Origin of the sequence: Micromonospora sp. CA-269861 (assembly GCF_050948505.1) — a bacterium.
Classification (GTDB): domain Bacteria; phylum Actinomycetota; class Actinomycetes; order Mycobacteriales; family Micromonosporaceae; genus Micromonospora.
Map to the genome: position 1 here is coordinate 4,495,342 of NZ_CP192014.1, position 13,285 is coordinate 4,508,626.

Sequence of the window (13,285 nt, forward strand, 5' to 3'; positions counted from 1 at the left end):
CGGCAGCCGGTCACTTGCCCTATCGAAGGCTGAGATGTGGCGCTGGGCCCAGGCCTCAGCCGTTGTCGATCAGGCTGGCGATCTCGTTGTAGATCAGGTGCGCCTTCGCGCCCTGGTTCGACGGACAACCGCCCAGGTGGTGCAGGGCGACCACACGGTGGCTGGCGTTCAGCACAGGTGAACCCGAGTTGCCGCCGGAGGTGTCACAGCTGTAACTGATGTTCCAGGTGTTGTAGTTCGCATTCCGGACGGCGCAGGTCGCGCCATTCTGGGTGTCCTCGAAGATCGACAGCCGCTTCGCGCTGCCGTCGCCGTGCCCGGGGACGTAGATCCGGGTGCCGTTGCTGGTGGCGGTGGTTGCCAGGTACAACGTGCCGAATCCCTGGATGGCGGCGAAGTTGTTGACCGAGAACAGGGTGTAATCCAGCTGGTTGGAGCCGCCGCTGCTCACCTTGTAGAGGGTGGCACCGCTGACCTTGGTACCGGCGCCGGGATTCGCGCCGCCGCAGGTGGCGCACTGGTAGTTGAACTGCATCTCGCTGCCGCTGACGGCGGACTGCGTCGAGAAGCAGTGCTTGTTCGTCAGCATCCGGTTGGTGTTGCCGACCCGCCAGGTGGTGCACAGTCCACCGCCGCTGATCAGCAGCCGCGCCACCGCCCTGCCGCGGGCGTACTCGGTCGGGTGGCTGCTCTGGTAGCAGACCACGTCCCGTCGGGCGTCGGTGCTGCACACGGACTGGGTGGAGAAGTTGTGTGCCGCGATCTCCGTGCGGTCGTATCCGCGCCAGAACCGGTCAATGGTGGCGGCGCTGCCCCGTGAGGGGCGGTTGGTGTGCAGAGTCACCACGGCCGTGTCGCCCTCCACCGACATCGCCCAGAAGCCCGGCTGTCCGTCGGTGGTGTAGTCCGAACCGGTCGCCCGGTTCAGGTGGCGGTCGTAGCGGTGGCTCTCCTTGCCGTCGCGGCTCGACACGGTGACGTAGTCGCCCTGGGCCAGTCGCAGTGAGCTGAAGTGCACCTTGACGTAGGTGGCACCGGGGTGCTGAATGATCTGCGTCCCGCCGTTGGGGGCGTAGGACAGGGAGCTGTCGACGGTGCGGAGTTCACCGATCGTGGTCACACCCTCTGCCGCAAACTGGTTCGATTCCGGTGCCCGCTCGGACCGTGGCGCGAGAGGGGCAACCGAGTACGCCTCGGCGGCGGGTACCGACAGGAGGCTCAGCCCAAGTGTGCAGGCAGCGAGCGCGACCGCCCCCATTCGTAGGCGGCGCAGGGCATGTTTCATCTGTCGCTCCTTCTCAGGATTCAGCACCGAGACGTGCCTTCGGCCTTCATACCTGAGATCGCTCTAGATATGTAATCCCATCTATGTCATAGCTGCCTGTCGCGCCTGACGAGTCGCGCGCTCAGGGCAGCGCGGTGACGAGTTCTGCCGGCGGAGTGCGGAGTTGGGTGTCCTTGCTGGGCGGTGTGCCGAACATCCGGCGGTACTCACGGCTGAACTGGGAGGGGCTGTCGTAGCCGACGCTAAGGCCCACACCTGTGATGTCTGAGGGGCGGCTGGCGAGCAGGAGACGGGCTTCTTGCAGGCGAATGCGTTTCTGGAACTGGATGGGGCTCATCCCGGTGACGGTCTGGAAGTTGCGGTGGAACGCCGAGACGCTCATGCCGGCGATCTCCGCCAGGTCCTCCACGCGGAAGGCGGTGGCGTAGTTCTCCCGGATCTGTCGAACGGCCCGGTTGATGTGGGCCAGTCCGCTGTCGACGAGACCGAGCTGGCGGATGGCGACTCCCTGCTCACCACGCAGGAGATGCCAGAGGATCTCCCGCTTGACCATGGGGGCGAGGATCTTGCGGTCCGCCGGCTGCTCGAGCAGCCGCAGCAGGCGCACGATGGCGTCCAGCAGTGCGGGTGGGGCCGTGGAGACGGCAATGCCGGGTGCGGCGGTGCGTGGGGTGGCCGGCAGGTCCCGGGGGTCGGCTTCCAGGAGGAGTTCGGCAAGGGCCGAGGGAGCGAGAGTCATGCCGAAGCCGAGGGTGGGCTGCCCGGTCTCCAGGACATGGCCGGTAACGGGGAGGTCGGCAGAGGCGATCAGGTACTCGCCGGGCCCGTACTCGTAGAGGCGCTCGCCCAGGGCGAGGCGTTTGCCGCCCTGGGCGATGACTGCGAGCACGGTGCCGGACATCCCGGCCGCGGAAGCATTCGGATGGGTGAACCTGCATACCCGGATGCCGTCGATCGCCGTGCTCATGTCGGGTCGCGCATGCCGGTTGAGAAGCTCGCGCATTTCGTCCAGGGCAGACATGGTTCCAGTCTTGCACCAACCTCTAGGCGGGGCCGCTGCATAAGCAGGATTGGGCAGATGTCCCTTGGCGTGGTCCTCAGCCCACAGCAGGAGTAGCTCAGAGGTTCTGGCCACCGGAGACTTCGATGTCCTGGGCGGTGATCCACCGGCCTTCCTCGGAGACCAACATGGCGATGACCATGCCGATGTCGTCGGGCTCGCCGACGCGTCCGAGAGTGAAGGTCTTCGCCAGTTCCGGGATGATCTGCGGGTTCTTGCTGAACGCGTCGTCGGCGAAGCGGGTGACGGTGGCCCCCGGTGCGACCGAGTTCACGCGGATGCCGCGGGGACCGAACTCCTTGGCCATGTAGCGGGTGAGCACCGCCACGGCGCCCTTGAGAGCCGCGTAGACGGAGTATCCGGGCGCGGTCACCTGGGGCAGCGTGGAGTTGCTGGTCAGGTTGACGATGGCGCCGCCATCGGCGAGGAGCGGCAGCAGTGCCTGGGTGAGGAAGAACGGCCCCTTGAACAGGCCGTCCGTGAGCCTGTCGAACTCCTCCTCGCGGGTGTCCTCGATCATCGCCATGCCGGCGAATCCGGCGTTGTTGACCAGGTGGTCGAAGGAGTGCCGCTGGAAGGTCTCGCGCAGCACCTCGGCAACGGTCTCCCGGAAGACGGTGAACCCCGCCGTGTCGCCGAGATCCAGGTGCAGCGCCACGGCGGTGCCGCCCTGCTGCTCGATCCTCGCGACGGTGTCCTTGGCACCCTGTTCGTTCGAGCTGTAGGTCAGGATGACGCCGGCACCGCGCCGGGCGATCTGCAGGGCGGCGCTCTGGCCGATGCCGGAGCTTGCACCGGTGACGACGGCTACCTTCATGGTCTGCCTCCTGGGGCCTGAGGATTCGTCAGAATCCGTGGGAGTGTGTCCCTTCCAGGAGACCGCTGTGCCGGGCCCGCGAAAAGAATGATCCTCTTCGCCTCTTGCCCAATCCTCTTGGATGGCCGGGGCATGGGCCGTGTCAGCCGCGCCCCCGCCACTGCCCGCCGCGCAGGAACGCGTCGGCCGTTGCGTGACTGCCCGGCTCGTCGCCCGCTGCGCCTGCGCGTGGGCAGGATCGTGCAAGGATCCGCCGGGATGTCCCTGGCAGCCCGCTGATCGAGATCGCCTTCGACGACGAACGGCTGCGTCAGTGACCTCGGTCCGGGCGGAGGAAGCACGACAGCAGTTGCCTGAACTCGTGCGGGTGCTCGATCGCCGGCACGTGCCCGCATCGGCCGAGCACGTGCAGACGGACATCGGCCAGGTGCTCGAGCAGGGGCTGGGCGGCCGTCCCGAGCGGGGTGACTCGGTCCTCGGCGCCGTGGACGAGCAGCACGGGCGCGCGGATCGCTGCCAGCGTCTGCGCCGAGAGGGTGAGTTCGTCGACCCATCGTGCCCTGGGTGGGGGGAACAACGACGCGAATGCGGCAGCCCCCGCTCGCATCGCGGCCGCCCGGGCGTCGACGGCCGAGTCGGTCACGAGCGCCTGGTCGAGGACGAGGCGACTCAGCATGTCTCGTGCCCCGGGCGGGCCGGCGGGGGCGGCCCAGATCGCCTCGAGCTCGGCGGACAGCGGCGCCCCGGGGGCGCCCATCGTCGAGACCGCCACGACACGGGTGACCTGCTGGGGGCGCGCGGCCGCCAACGCCAGCGCCACGGCACCGCCCATGGAGTGACCCACCACGGCGTAGTGCTCTATACCGAGAGCATCCATCAGCCCCGCGGCCTGCTCCGTCCACAGCCGGAGCCCACCCCGGGAGCCCGCCGGAACAGGCGTACGGCCGAACCCCGCCTGGTCAGGAGCCAGCAGGTGCCAGGACGTGCCCAGCGCCTGCGCCGTCGCGGCCCAGGCTCCGGACCCGGTCGTGCCAGGTCCGGAGCCGTGCAGCATCAGCACCGCGGGTCCGGTGCCGCCGCTCTCCAGGACGTGGACGGGGGCGCCGTCGACTGTGACGGTCCGAAGTGTCGTCACCGGGGCAGGCCGGGTGTGCTCATGCCGATGCGGGGTTCACGGACTTCGAAAAGAGCTCCATCATCGCCCTGCCGAACTGCGGCATGTCGGGCCAGCCCCGGCAGGAGACGAGGTTGCCGTCCACGACGTCGGGAGCGTCGATGACCGTCGCGCCCGCGTTCTCCATGTCACCGGTGATGGGCGGGAAGCACGCCGTCTTTCGGCCCTTCAGCAGCCCGTACACCGCTGGTACCTGCGCGCCGTGGCACACCAGCGCGATGGGGAGGTTGCGCGCGAAGAAGTGCTCGGTGATGCGCCTGACGTCGGCGTCGACCCGGATCCATTCGGGGGCACGTCCGCCGGGGATGATGAGGGCGTCGTAGCGCTCGACGTCGACCTCGGCCCAGGGCACGTCGACCGGCAGCTTCCGGCCGTTCTTCTCCACGTAGGCGTCGGAGTTGGGGTCGAACTCGTGGATGACCAGTTGCACGTCACGCATCGTCCGTGACGAGACGTCGACGTCCCAGCCGCCCTCCTGCACGCGATAGTAGGGATACATGGTGTCGAGCTCCTCGGCGGCGTCGCCGGTCAGGAGCAGCGCTCTGGGCACCTGCTTCTCCTCGCATCTGGGGGGCGGGTGAGGTGGATCCAATCCGATCCGATCTGAATTGAGTTAGCATTCCTCGGCCCAGGCTGCCCGTCAAGCCTCTGCCGCCACCTCGTCCGCGCCCTCAATCTCGTCGAAGAATCGGCGGAAACGCTCGCCTGACCGCAGGATGTGCCGACGCATCGCGTAGGCGGCGGCGTCGGGGTCACGGGCGGCGATCGCGGCCACGACGTCCTCGTGCTCGGCCATGGCCAGGTGGGTGACCTGGGTGTCGTGGTGAAGGCGGAAGAGGTGCACGTGGCTGTGCAGGCGAGCCAGCGTCTCGCGAATGACCTGGTTCTCCGCGCTCAGGGCGACGAGATCGTGAAAAGCGGCGTCGCGCAGCCCGAAGGCGCCGTAGGCCATGGGCTCGTTGCCCCCCTCCAGCTCCGCCATCTCCTCCAGCATTCGTCGCAGACCGGCCACCTGCTCCGCGGACGCGCGTTCGGCGGATCTCCGCGCCGCGGCCGGCTCGAGGAGCAGGCGGACCTCGAGCATGTCCTCGAATCGGTGACGGGTGATCTGGGGAGGAATGCGGTAGCCGGCATGGGGCACACGCACGACCAGGCCCTCGGCCTCCATCCGGTTCAGAGCGTCTCTGATCGGCGTCTGCGAGACCCCCAGCTCACGCGCCAGGACGTCGATCGTGACGCGGGAGCCAGGCTCGATCCGTAGCGACATCAGCTGTCCGAGCAGCGTGTCGTACACCTCGTCGGCAAGCCGGCCGCCGGATCTACCCGGCGGCATTCCGCCCGTCACGGCCCTGCGGCCCCGCGCGATCATCGCTTCGTCGTCCATCGTGACGTGAGGTCCCTTCCTGCGCCTTCGCGAACCTATTGACATCAGTCACAACACTGCGGCATGCTGACGCCCCCACTGGATCGTATAGGAAAAGTGACGGACGACCGCCATCCTGCACCATCGCGGAACCGCCCGCCATCGCTCTACTTCGATCACCTGGAGCTCCCATGATCATGCTCGACGTCCCGCCCGGTTCGTCACCGGGCCGCAGCATGAAGATCCAGTACATCGCGGCGCACTCGTGACGCCAACCTGCGGGTCGACCCCCGCGCCGGCCCGGCGACACGCCTGAAGAACCCAGCAACTGCTCGGCGAAGCACATAGCGAGGTTCTAGAAGTTCCCACCCAGAGAGCAGGCATAACAATGGGCTATCCGAAGCGAATAGGAACAATGTCCGTTCCCTCCCGGAAAGTACGGCTGGCGACGGCGGCCATGCTGCTGGTGGCCGCGACCGTGACGGCTTGCGGCGAGGGCAAGGACGACGGCGGGAAGGCGAGCGCCCCCAAGGCACCGGCGACCATCCCGGAGCTCACCAAGGACCCGCTGACCCTCAGCTTCATCTGGTTCGACTGGCCCCCCGCCCAAGCACTGGAAGCCTTCGCGAACGCGGAGTACAAGAAAGAGCGGCCGAACGCGACCATCAAGGTCAACACCGTGCCGAACGCGAACTGGCACGACGCGATGTTCACCCAGTTCGCCGCGCGCAAGACCGACTTCGACATCGCGATCCTGGACTCGCAACACATCGGCGAGGCCGTGACGAACGGCAACATCCTCGACCTCACCGACTTCGTCAAGGAGAACATCGACGTCACTGCCTACAACCCTTACCTTCTGGCGGCCTACGGCCAGTTCCCCCAGGCGGAGACCGGCAAGCGCGACGAGAACGCCAGCCTGTACGGACTGCCGCTGCTCGGCGACACCTGGACGATGATCTACCGCAAGGACCTGATCGGCGACAAGCCACCGCAGACCTGGGACCAGATGATCTCAGCCGCCGAGAAGTGCCAGGCGGACAACCCCGGCGTCAGCGGGCTGGCCTTCCACCAGGCCAACGGCTCCGACGCCGCGGCCGTCACCTACAACACGGTCAACGGCGTCTACGGCGGCAACCTCTGGGACCCCAAGAACCGCAAGATCGACGGCGTCCTCAACGACGCTGCGGGCCAGGAGGCGATGGACGTCCTGGTCAACAAGATGAAGCCGTTGACCGCCAAGGGCTCCGGCAACTGGTTCATCGACGAGGTGAACGCGGCGGTCGCCCAGGGCAAGGCCTGCATCGCGTTCAACTGGATCGCCGCGAGCGGCGGCCTGCTTGATCCGAAGCAGTCGACGCTCGGCACCACCCGGGAGCAGATTCTCGACAAGTTGGGCTTCGCCACACTGCCGAGCCAGAAGACGAACCTGGTCCCCCTCGGCGGTATGGGCATGCACGTGTCGGCCTACTCCTCCAAGGCGAACCAGGCCGAGGCCCTGAACTTCATGAAGTGGTTCGAGCAGGCCGACGTCCAGAAGAAGTGGGCCGCGGCCGGTGGTGTGCCATCGCGTACGGACGCCCTGGAGTCGCCCGAGTTCCTCAACGCCGGGCCGTTCAACCAGGTGTACACCGACTCGGTTCCGCGGATGCGGGACATGTGGAACGTGCCCGAGTACGCGCGCCTCGTCGAAATTGAGAACACCAACGTGAACGCGGCTCTCAACGGCGCGAAGAATCCGAAGGATGCGCTCGACGACATCGCCAAGGAGCAGCAGAGCGTGCTCGACTCGAGCAACCGCAAGGGTGGCGGCGGACTGTGAGTGACGCCGCCCCTCTGACGACCGATCACCCCGGGCAGGTGGCGTCCGCGACGCCACCTGCACCGGGTCGGTCCCGCCGGTTGAGCGACCGCTGGCTCGCCGTCACCTTCATCTCCCCCGCGATGCTGCTGTTGCTCGCCATGTCGGTGTTCCCGTTGCTGTGGGCGTTGTACCTGTCCTTCACCGACTATTCGGCCACCCGCGGTGGGCCCGCCAATTTCATCGGGTTCGGGAACTACACCGCCATCCTGACGTCGGCGCAGGTCCACACGAGGGCCCTGACGACGTTGATCTACGTGGTCGGCGCGGTCGGCCTGCAGACCGTGCTCGGTTTCGGCATCGCCTACCTGATCTCACGGCGCACGCATGGGCGGGGGCTGCTGACCACTCTGTTCCTGGTCCCGATGATGCTGTCGCCGGTCGTGGTCGGGCTGTTCTGGCGATTCATGCTCGACGCGCAGTTCGGCGTGGTCAACAGCCTGCTCGGCTCGGTCGGCCTGGGGCAGGTGGAGTGGCTCACCCGGCAGCGAACGGCACTGATCTCCCTGGTCGTGGTCGACACCTGGCAGTGGACGCCGTTCATCATGCTCATCGCGCTCGCGGGCCTTACCGCGGTTCCCAAGTACCTCTACGAGGCCGCCTCGATCGACCGGGCGTCCGAGTGGTTCCGGTTCCGCACCATCACTCTTCCGCTGGTGTGGCCACTGCTGCTCATTGCCGTGATGTTCAGGGCCATCGAGGCGTTCCGACTGTTCGACCTCGTCTACATCCTCACCAACGGTGGTCCGGGTGTCTCCACCGAGACGTTGTCCTTCCACGTCTACAAGGTCGCGTTCCTCGGCTTCAACACCGGAACCGCTTCGGCGTACGGGATCCTCATGGTCCTCGTCGTCATCGTCCTCACGCAGTTCTACCTGCGCTACCTGAACAAGCTCAAGGAGGGCTGATGGCCGTCTCCGTCGACGAGGCCGTGTCCACAGGTCCTGCCCGGGATCACACGGCCCCCGCGCGCCGCCTCGGCGGCCGGGGCCGCTCCGTGCTGGAGGTCGCGCTGCTGACCCTGCTGGCCGTCGTGATGCTCTTTCCGGTGCTGTGGATGATCGAGACGTCCATCAAGGAGAACCGGGACGTCTACGCTATCCCCGCCAAGTTCTTTGACTTCACTGTCACCCTGGACCACTACAAGGACGTGTTCGTCGCGCCCGACGGCGGTCGTACGGCCCTGTCCACCTCGTTCCTCAACTCCGTCGTGGTCGCCGGCGTCTCCACAGTGCTGGCCACCGTGCTGGGGGTCCCGGCGGCCTGGGCCTACTCACGCTTCGCCGTGAAGGCCAAGAAGGACCAACTGTTCTTCATCCTGTCCACCCGCTTCATGCCGCCCGTGGTGGTCGTTATCCCGATCTTCCTCATGTACCGCCAGGTCGGGCTCATCGACAACAAGCTCGGCCTAATCCTCATCTACACCGCGTTCAACGTCCCGTTCACGATCTGGATGATGAAGGGGTTCGTCGACGAGGTGCCCGCGGAGTACGAGGATGCCGCCATGCTCGACGGCTACACCCGCCTGCAGGCGTTCCGGCGATTCACCCTTCCCCTGCTCGTGCCCGGCATCGCCGCGACGGCGGTCTTCGCACTCATCTTCTCGTGGAACGAGTTCGTGTTCGCCACCTTCCTCACCTCCAGCGACAGCGTCCGGACCGCCCCACCCGCCATCGCCGGCCTCATCGGCGGCACCACCACTGACTGGGGTCTCGTGGCCGCCGCCTCCGTGGTGTTCGCCCTTCCGGTGCTCGTCTTCGCGTACCTGGTGCGCAGGCACCTCATCGCCGGTGTGACGCTCGGGGCGGTGCGACGCTGATGGCAGGCATCGAGGTGACCGCCCTGCACAAGCGCTACCCGGACGGGACGGTCGCGGTTGACCGCGTGGACCTGTCCATCGGCCACGGCGAACTGTTCGTGATGCTCGGCCCTTCGGGCTGCGGCAAGACGACCACGCTGCGGGCCATAGCCGGCCTGGAGAGGCAGACGACGGGCGACATCCGCATCGGCGACACGCTGGTCAACGACCTGCCGCCCGCCGAGCGCGACATCGCCATGGTGTTCCAGTTCTACGCCCTCTACCCGCATCTGCGAACCCGCGACAACCTGGCGTTCCCACTGCGGGCCGAGGGACTGCCCAAGCAGGAGGTGCACGCGCGGGTCGACGAGGCCGCACGGCTGATGCGGCTCGGTCCGCTCCTGAACCGGCGACCGCGCCAGCTGTCCGGCGGGGAGCAGCAGCGTGTCGCGCTTGCCCGCGCCCTGGTGCGGCGACCACGCGCCTTCCTCATGGACGAACCTCTCACCAATCTGGACGCGGAGCTGAGGGCGGACATGCGCACGGAGATCAAGCACCTGCAGGGGGAGCTGGGGGCGACGATGGTCTACGTCACCCACGACCAGGTCGAGGCGATGTCGCTCGGTCACCGCATCGCGATCCTGAACAAGGGCCGCGTCGAGCAGATCGGCACGCCGCTGGAGGTCTACGACCGCCCGGCGAGTCTCTTCTGCGCCGCCTTCATCGGCTCGCCGCCGATGAACCTGATCGAGATGGAGGTGGCCGACGGGAAGCTGCACGGTCAGGGCGGACTGGTCCTCACGCCGCCGCCAGGCCTGCCGCGCGACCGGCGCCTGGTCGCAGGCGTCCGGCCGGAGGCGCTGGAGGTCACCGCGCCAGGGGCGGAGGGTTCGGTCCCGGCTCGCGTGGTCTCGGCGGAGTGGCTGGGCGACGAGATCATCTACGTGGTCGACCACAGCGGCCAGCGCGACGTACGGGTTCGGATGCCACCGACTGTCCGTTTCGCCGCTGACGAACGAGTCGGGTTGCGGCACACCGGCGGGACCCCGGCGGTCTACGACGTGCGCACGGAAGAGCTGGTGGCCTGATGGGAACCGTGGCAGCGCACGGGCTGTGCAAGTCCTTCGGCAAGGTCCAGGCCCTGGACGGGGTGACGCTGGACGTGCCGGACGGCTCGTTCTTCGTCGTGCTCGGACCCTCCGGGGCAGGCAAGACGACGACCCTGCGAGCGATCGCCGGCCTTGAGAAGCTTGACGCCGGGTCGGTGCACCTGAATGGAAGGGACGCGACAGGTGACGCCCCGGCCGCACGCGACCTGGCCATGGTCTTCCAGAGCTACGCCCTCTACCCGCGACACACTGTGTACGAGAACATCGCCTCGCCGCTGCGGGCACGCCGGCGTTCTTCGAGCGAGATCGCCGCTGCCGTCGAGCAGATGTCGAGCCTGCTGCACATCGAACGTCTGCTGCAGCGTCGTCCCGCGCAGTTGTCGGGCGGTGAGATGCAGCGCGTCGCCCTGGCCCGGGCGCTGGTCCGCAGCCCGCGCGCGTTTCTCATGGACGAGCCGCTGACGAACCTCGACCTCAAGCTCCGCGTCGAGATGCGCACGGAACTCACCCGCATCCACCGCAGCCTCGGGGCAACCTTCGTCTACGTGACCAACGACCAGGTCGAGGCCCTGTCCATGGCCGACCAGGTCGCGGTCCTCAAGGAGGGGAAGGTGCAACAGGTCGGCACGCCGACCGAGGTGTACGAGCGTCCGGCCAACAAGTGGGTCGCGGGATTCGTCGGGAGCCCGCCGATCAGCCTGCTCGCCTGCCACGCCGAGGGTGATCGTCTGATCGGTGCGGAAGGCTGGACGCTGCCGCGGCCCCGCTGGACCACGGCTGAGGACGGTCGCGCGCTTCTGCTGGGCCTGCGCGCCGAGGACCTGTCCGTCGAGCAGCGTGGGAGCGCGTCGTTGTCGGGTGAGCTCTACGGGCTTGAGCCGCTCGGTGACCGAACGGTGGTCGACGTCCGAGTGGGGACGGAGATCGTCAAGGTCAAGGCGCGACCCACAGTCACCGGTACGCCGGGCGAACGTCTGCTCGTCACAGTCGACCTGGACCGTGCGCACCTGTTCGACGCGGGCACGGGGCTGTCGCTGTCCGAGGCCGGACGGTAACCGCGCCGGGCGGTGACGGCACCATGCGCCCGCCCTGCAGACCGGGCCAGGGCCACACTCGACCCGCTCGGCGACCCTGCCCCCGACGAGGGCGTGTGACCCGTCCGTGTACGCGCACAGCGCGATCGCTGAGGCACGCCGGACATCACCAAGAGGATCACAGGAGGCGACGCGATGAGTGACCCGATGAACGTCCTGGCCCCCGAACACCGGCGGCTCCGGATTGGCGACGCCTGGCGCGACGCCGCAGGCGGAGCCACCTTTGCCGTCGAGGACCCGGCCACCGGCAGGACCATCGCCGAGGTGGCGGACGCCGACGTCGTTGACGGGCTCGCCGCTCTGGACGCGGCGAGCCAGGCAATGGCGGGGTGGGCGGCGACCCCGCCGCGGAAACGGTCGGAGTTGTTGACAGCGACGTACCGGGCACTGACCGAGCGCTCCGAGGAGATCGCCCGGCTGATAACGCTGGAGATGGGCAAGCCGCTCGCCGAGGCTCGGGCAGAGGTGGCCTACGGCGCCGAGTTCTTCCGTTGGTTCGCCGAGGAGGCGGTACGCGTCGAGGGGCGCTACAGCACCGCTCCCACAGGGGGATATCGCATCCTCACCGTGCCGAAGCCGGTCGGACCGTGCGTCTTCGTGACGCCCTGGAACTTTCCGTTGGCCATGGGCGCCCGCAAGATCGCTCCCGCGCTGGCCGCGGGCTGCACGACGATCACCAAGCCAGCGGCCCAGACGCCACTCACCATGCTGCTCCTGGCCCGCATCATGGAGGAGGTCGGCGTTCCCCCGGGCGTCGTCAACGTGGTGACCACCAAGCGGTCCGGCGCGGTGGTCTCCGCACTGCTGGCCGACGGCCGGACCCGCAAGCTCTCCTTCACCGGGTCGACCGAGGTCGGACGCGTGCTGCTCCGACAGGCTGCGGACAACGTGCTGCGCACCTCCATGGAACTGGGCGGCAACGCGGCCCTGATCGTGTGTGCCGACGCCGACCTGGACGTCGCGCTCGACGGTGCCATGGTGGCCAAGATGCGCAACATCGGGGAGTCCTGCATCGCGGCCAACCGGATCTACGTCGAGGAGCCGGTACGCGAGGAGTTCACGACGCGCTTCGCCGAGCGGATGGGCGCGCTTTCGGTGGGCCATGGTCTCGACGACGGCGTCGACGTCGGAGCGTTGATCGACGAAGCCTCGGTCACCACGATCGACGAACTCGTCGCCGACGCGGTCGATCGCGGTGCCCGAGTCCTGATGGGTGGCAAGCGTCCGGATGGGCCGGGCCACTTCTACCCGCCCACGGTCCTCGTCGACGTGCCCGACGATGCGCGGATGCTGGAGACGGAGATCTTCGGCCCGGTGGCGCCGATCATCTCGTTCACGTCCGACGACGAGGTGATGGCGAAGGCCAACGACACCGAGCACGGCCTGGTCGGATACATCTTCACCCGTGATCTCCAGCGGGCGCTCCGGTTCACCGAGGGGCTGGAGACGGGGATGCTCGGCATCAACCGTGGTCTGATATCGGACCCGTCAGCTCCGTTCGGAGGCGTGAAGCAGTCCGGGATCGGCAGGGAGGGGTCGCACGAGGGCATCCTCGAGTACCTCGACCTCACGTACGTGGCGATCGACCTACCGTGACCGGCCTACTGTTCCGGGCGCCCGGCACGTGCGCCTGCGCCACCCGGGCGGCCAACCTTGCCGACGCCGTCCCGGCCTCGCAGGTGACCTGGACGTCCCCCCAGCACATCGCCGCCGACGTTCCGGAG

Annotated in this window: 12 protein-coding genes; 6 read left to right on the forward strand and 6 right to left on the reverse strand. The window is 67.8% G+C overall.

Annotated features, from left to right (window positions below; translation table 11 throughout):
• Positions 1-55: 55 nt before the first annotated feature.
• The 6 genes from ACQP0U_RS20575 to ACQP0U_RS20600 form a co-directional block, all read right to left on the reverse strand.
• Positions 56-1,285, reverse strand: coding sequence for a trypsin-like serine peptidase (locus tag ACQP0U_RS20575; RefSeq protein ID WP_433309421.1), 1,230 nt, complete (start codon positions 1,283-1,285; stop codon positions 56-58).
• Positions 1,286-1,406: 121 nt separating this feature from the next.
• Entirely contained in the window at positions 1,407-2,306 is a 900-nt protein-coding gene (locus tag ACQP0U_RS20580) for an AraC family transcriptional regulator (RefSeq protein ID WP_433309424.1), read from the reverse strand.
• Positions 2,307-2,403: 97 nt separating this feature from the next.
• A complete protein-coding gene (locus ACQP0U_RS20585; RefSeq protein ID WP_433309426.1) occupies positions 2,404-3,162 on the reverse strand; it encodes an SDR family NAD(P)-dependent oxidoreductase in 759 nt (252 codons plus the stop codon).
• 310 nt (positions 3,163-3,472) lie between these two features.
• The gene (locus tag ACQP0U_RS20590) at positions 3,473-4,297 is read right to left on the reverse strand and encodes an alpha/beta fold hydrolase (RefSeq protein WP_433309429.1); all 825 of its coding nucleotides are present in this window, start codon (positions 4,295-4,297) and stop codon (positions 3,473-3,475) included.
• A gap of 19 nt (positions 4,298-4,316) precedes the next feature.
• On the reverse strand, positions 4,317-4,886 hold the full coding sequence (locus ACQP0U_RS20595; RefSeq protein WP_433309432.1) for a DJ-1/PfpI family protein: 570 nt from the start codon (positions 4,884-4,886) through the stop codon (positions 4,317-4,319).
• 90 nt (positions 4,887-4,976) lie between these two features.
• Positions 4,977-5,720: a GntR family transcriptional regulator gene (locus tag ACQP0U_RS20600; protein ID WP_433309434.1), complete on the reverse strand. Its 744-nt coding sequence runs from the start codon at positions 5,718-5,720 to the stop codon at positions 4,977-4,979.
• Between the two features lie 367 nt (positions 5,721-6,087).
• Here ACQP0U_RS20600 and ACQP0U_RS20605 point away from each other — a divergent pair, with 367 nt between their 5' ends.
• From ACQP0U_RS20605 to ACQP0U_RS20630, 6 genes are all read left to right on the forward strand, one after another.
• Positions 6,088-7,521 (forward strand): sugar ABC transporter substrate-binding protein, encoded by a 1,434-nt coding sequence (locus ACQP0U_RS20605; protein ID WP_433309437.1) that lies wholly within the window; start codon positions 6,088-6,090, stop codon positions 7,519-7,521.
• Between the two features lie 80 nt (positions 7,522-7,601).
• Complete coding sequence (locus ACQP0U_RS20610; protein ID WP_433309440.1) at positions 7,602-8,468, forward strand: carbohydrate ABC transporter permease; 867 nt, start codon at positions 7,602-7,604, stop codon at positions 8,466-8,468.
• Positions 8,468-9,379 carry a carbohydrate ABC transporter permease gene (locus tag ACQP0U_RS20615; protein ID WP_433309443.1) on the forward strand — a complete coding sequence of 304 codons (912 nt, stop codon included), beginning with the start codon at positions 8,468-8,470 and terminating at the stop codon, positions 9,377-9,379. Before ACQP0U_RS20610 ends, ACQP0U_RS20615 begins: the two co-directional genes overlap by 1 nt.
• The gene (locus ACQP0U_RS20620; RefSeq protein WP_433309446.1) at positions 9,379-10,446 is read left to right on the forward strand and encodes an ABC transporter ATP-binding protein; all 1,068 of its coding nucleotides are present in this window, start codon (positions 9,379-9,381) and stop codon (positions 10,444-10,446) included. Before ACQP0U_RS20615 ends, ACQP0U_RS20620 begins: the two co-directional genes overlap by 1 nt.
• Complete coding sequence (locus ACQP0U_RS20625; RefSeq protein ID WP_433309449.1) at positions 10,446-11,522, forward strand: ABC transporter ATP-binding protein; 1,077 nt, start codon at positions 10,446-10,448, stop codon at positions 11,520-11,522. The genes ACQP0U_RS20620 and ACQP0U_RS20625 overlap by 1 nt, the downstream gene beginning before the upstream one ends.
• Before the next feature lie 174 nt (positions 11,523-11,696).
• Positions 11,697-13,157 carry an NAD-dependent succinate-semialdehyde dehydrogenase gene (locus ACQP0U_RS20630; RefSeq protein WP_433309451.1) on the forward strand — a complete coding sequence of 487 codons (1,461 nt, stop codon included), beginning with the start codon at positions 11,697-11,699 and terminating at the stop codon, positions 13,155-13,157.
• The last annotated feature ends 128 nt before the right edge of the window (positions 13,158-13,285 follow it).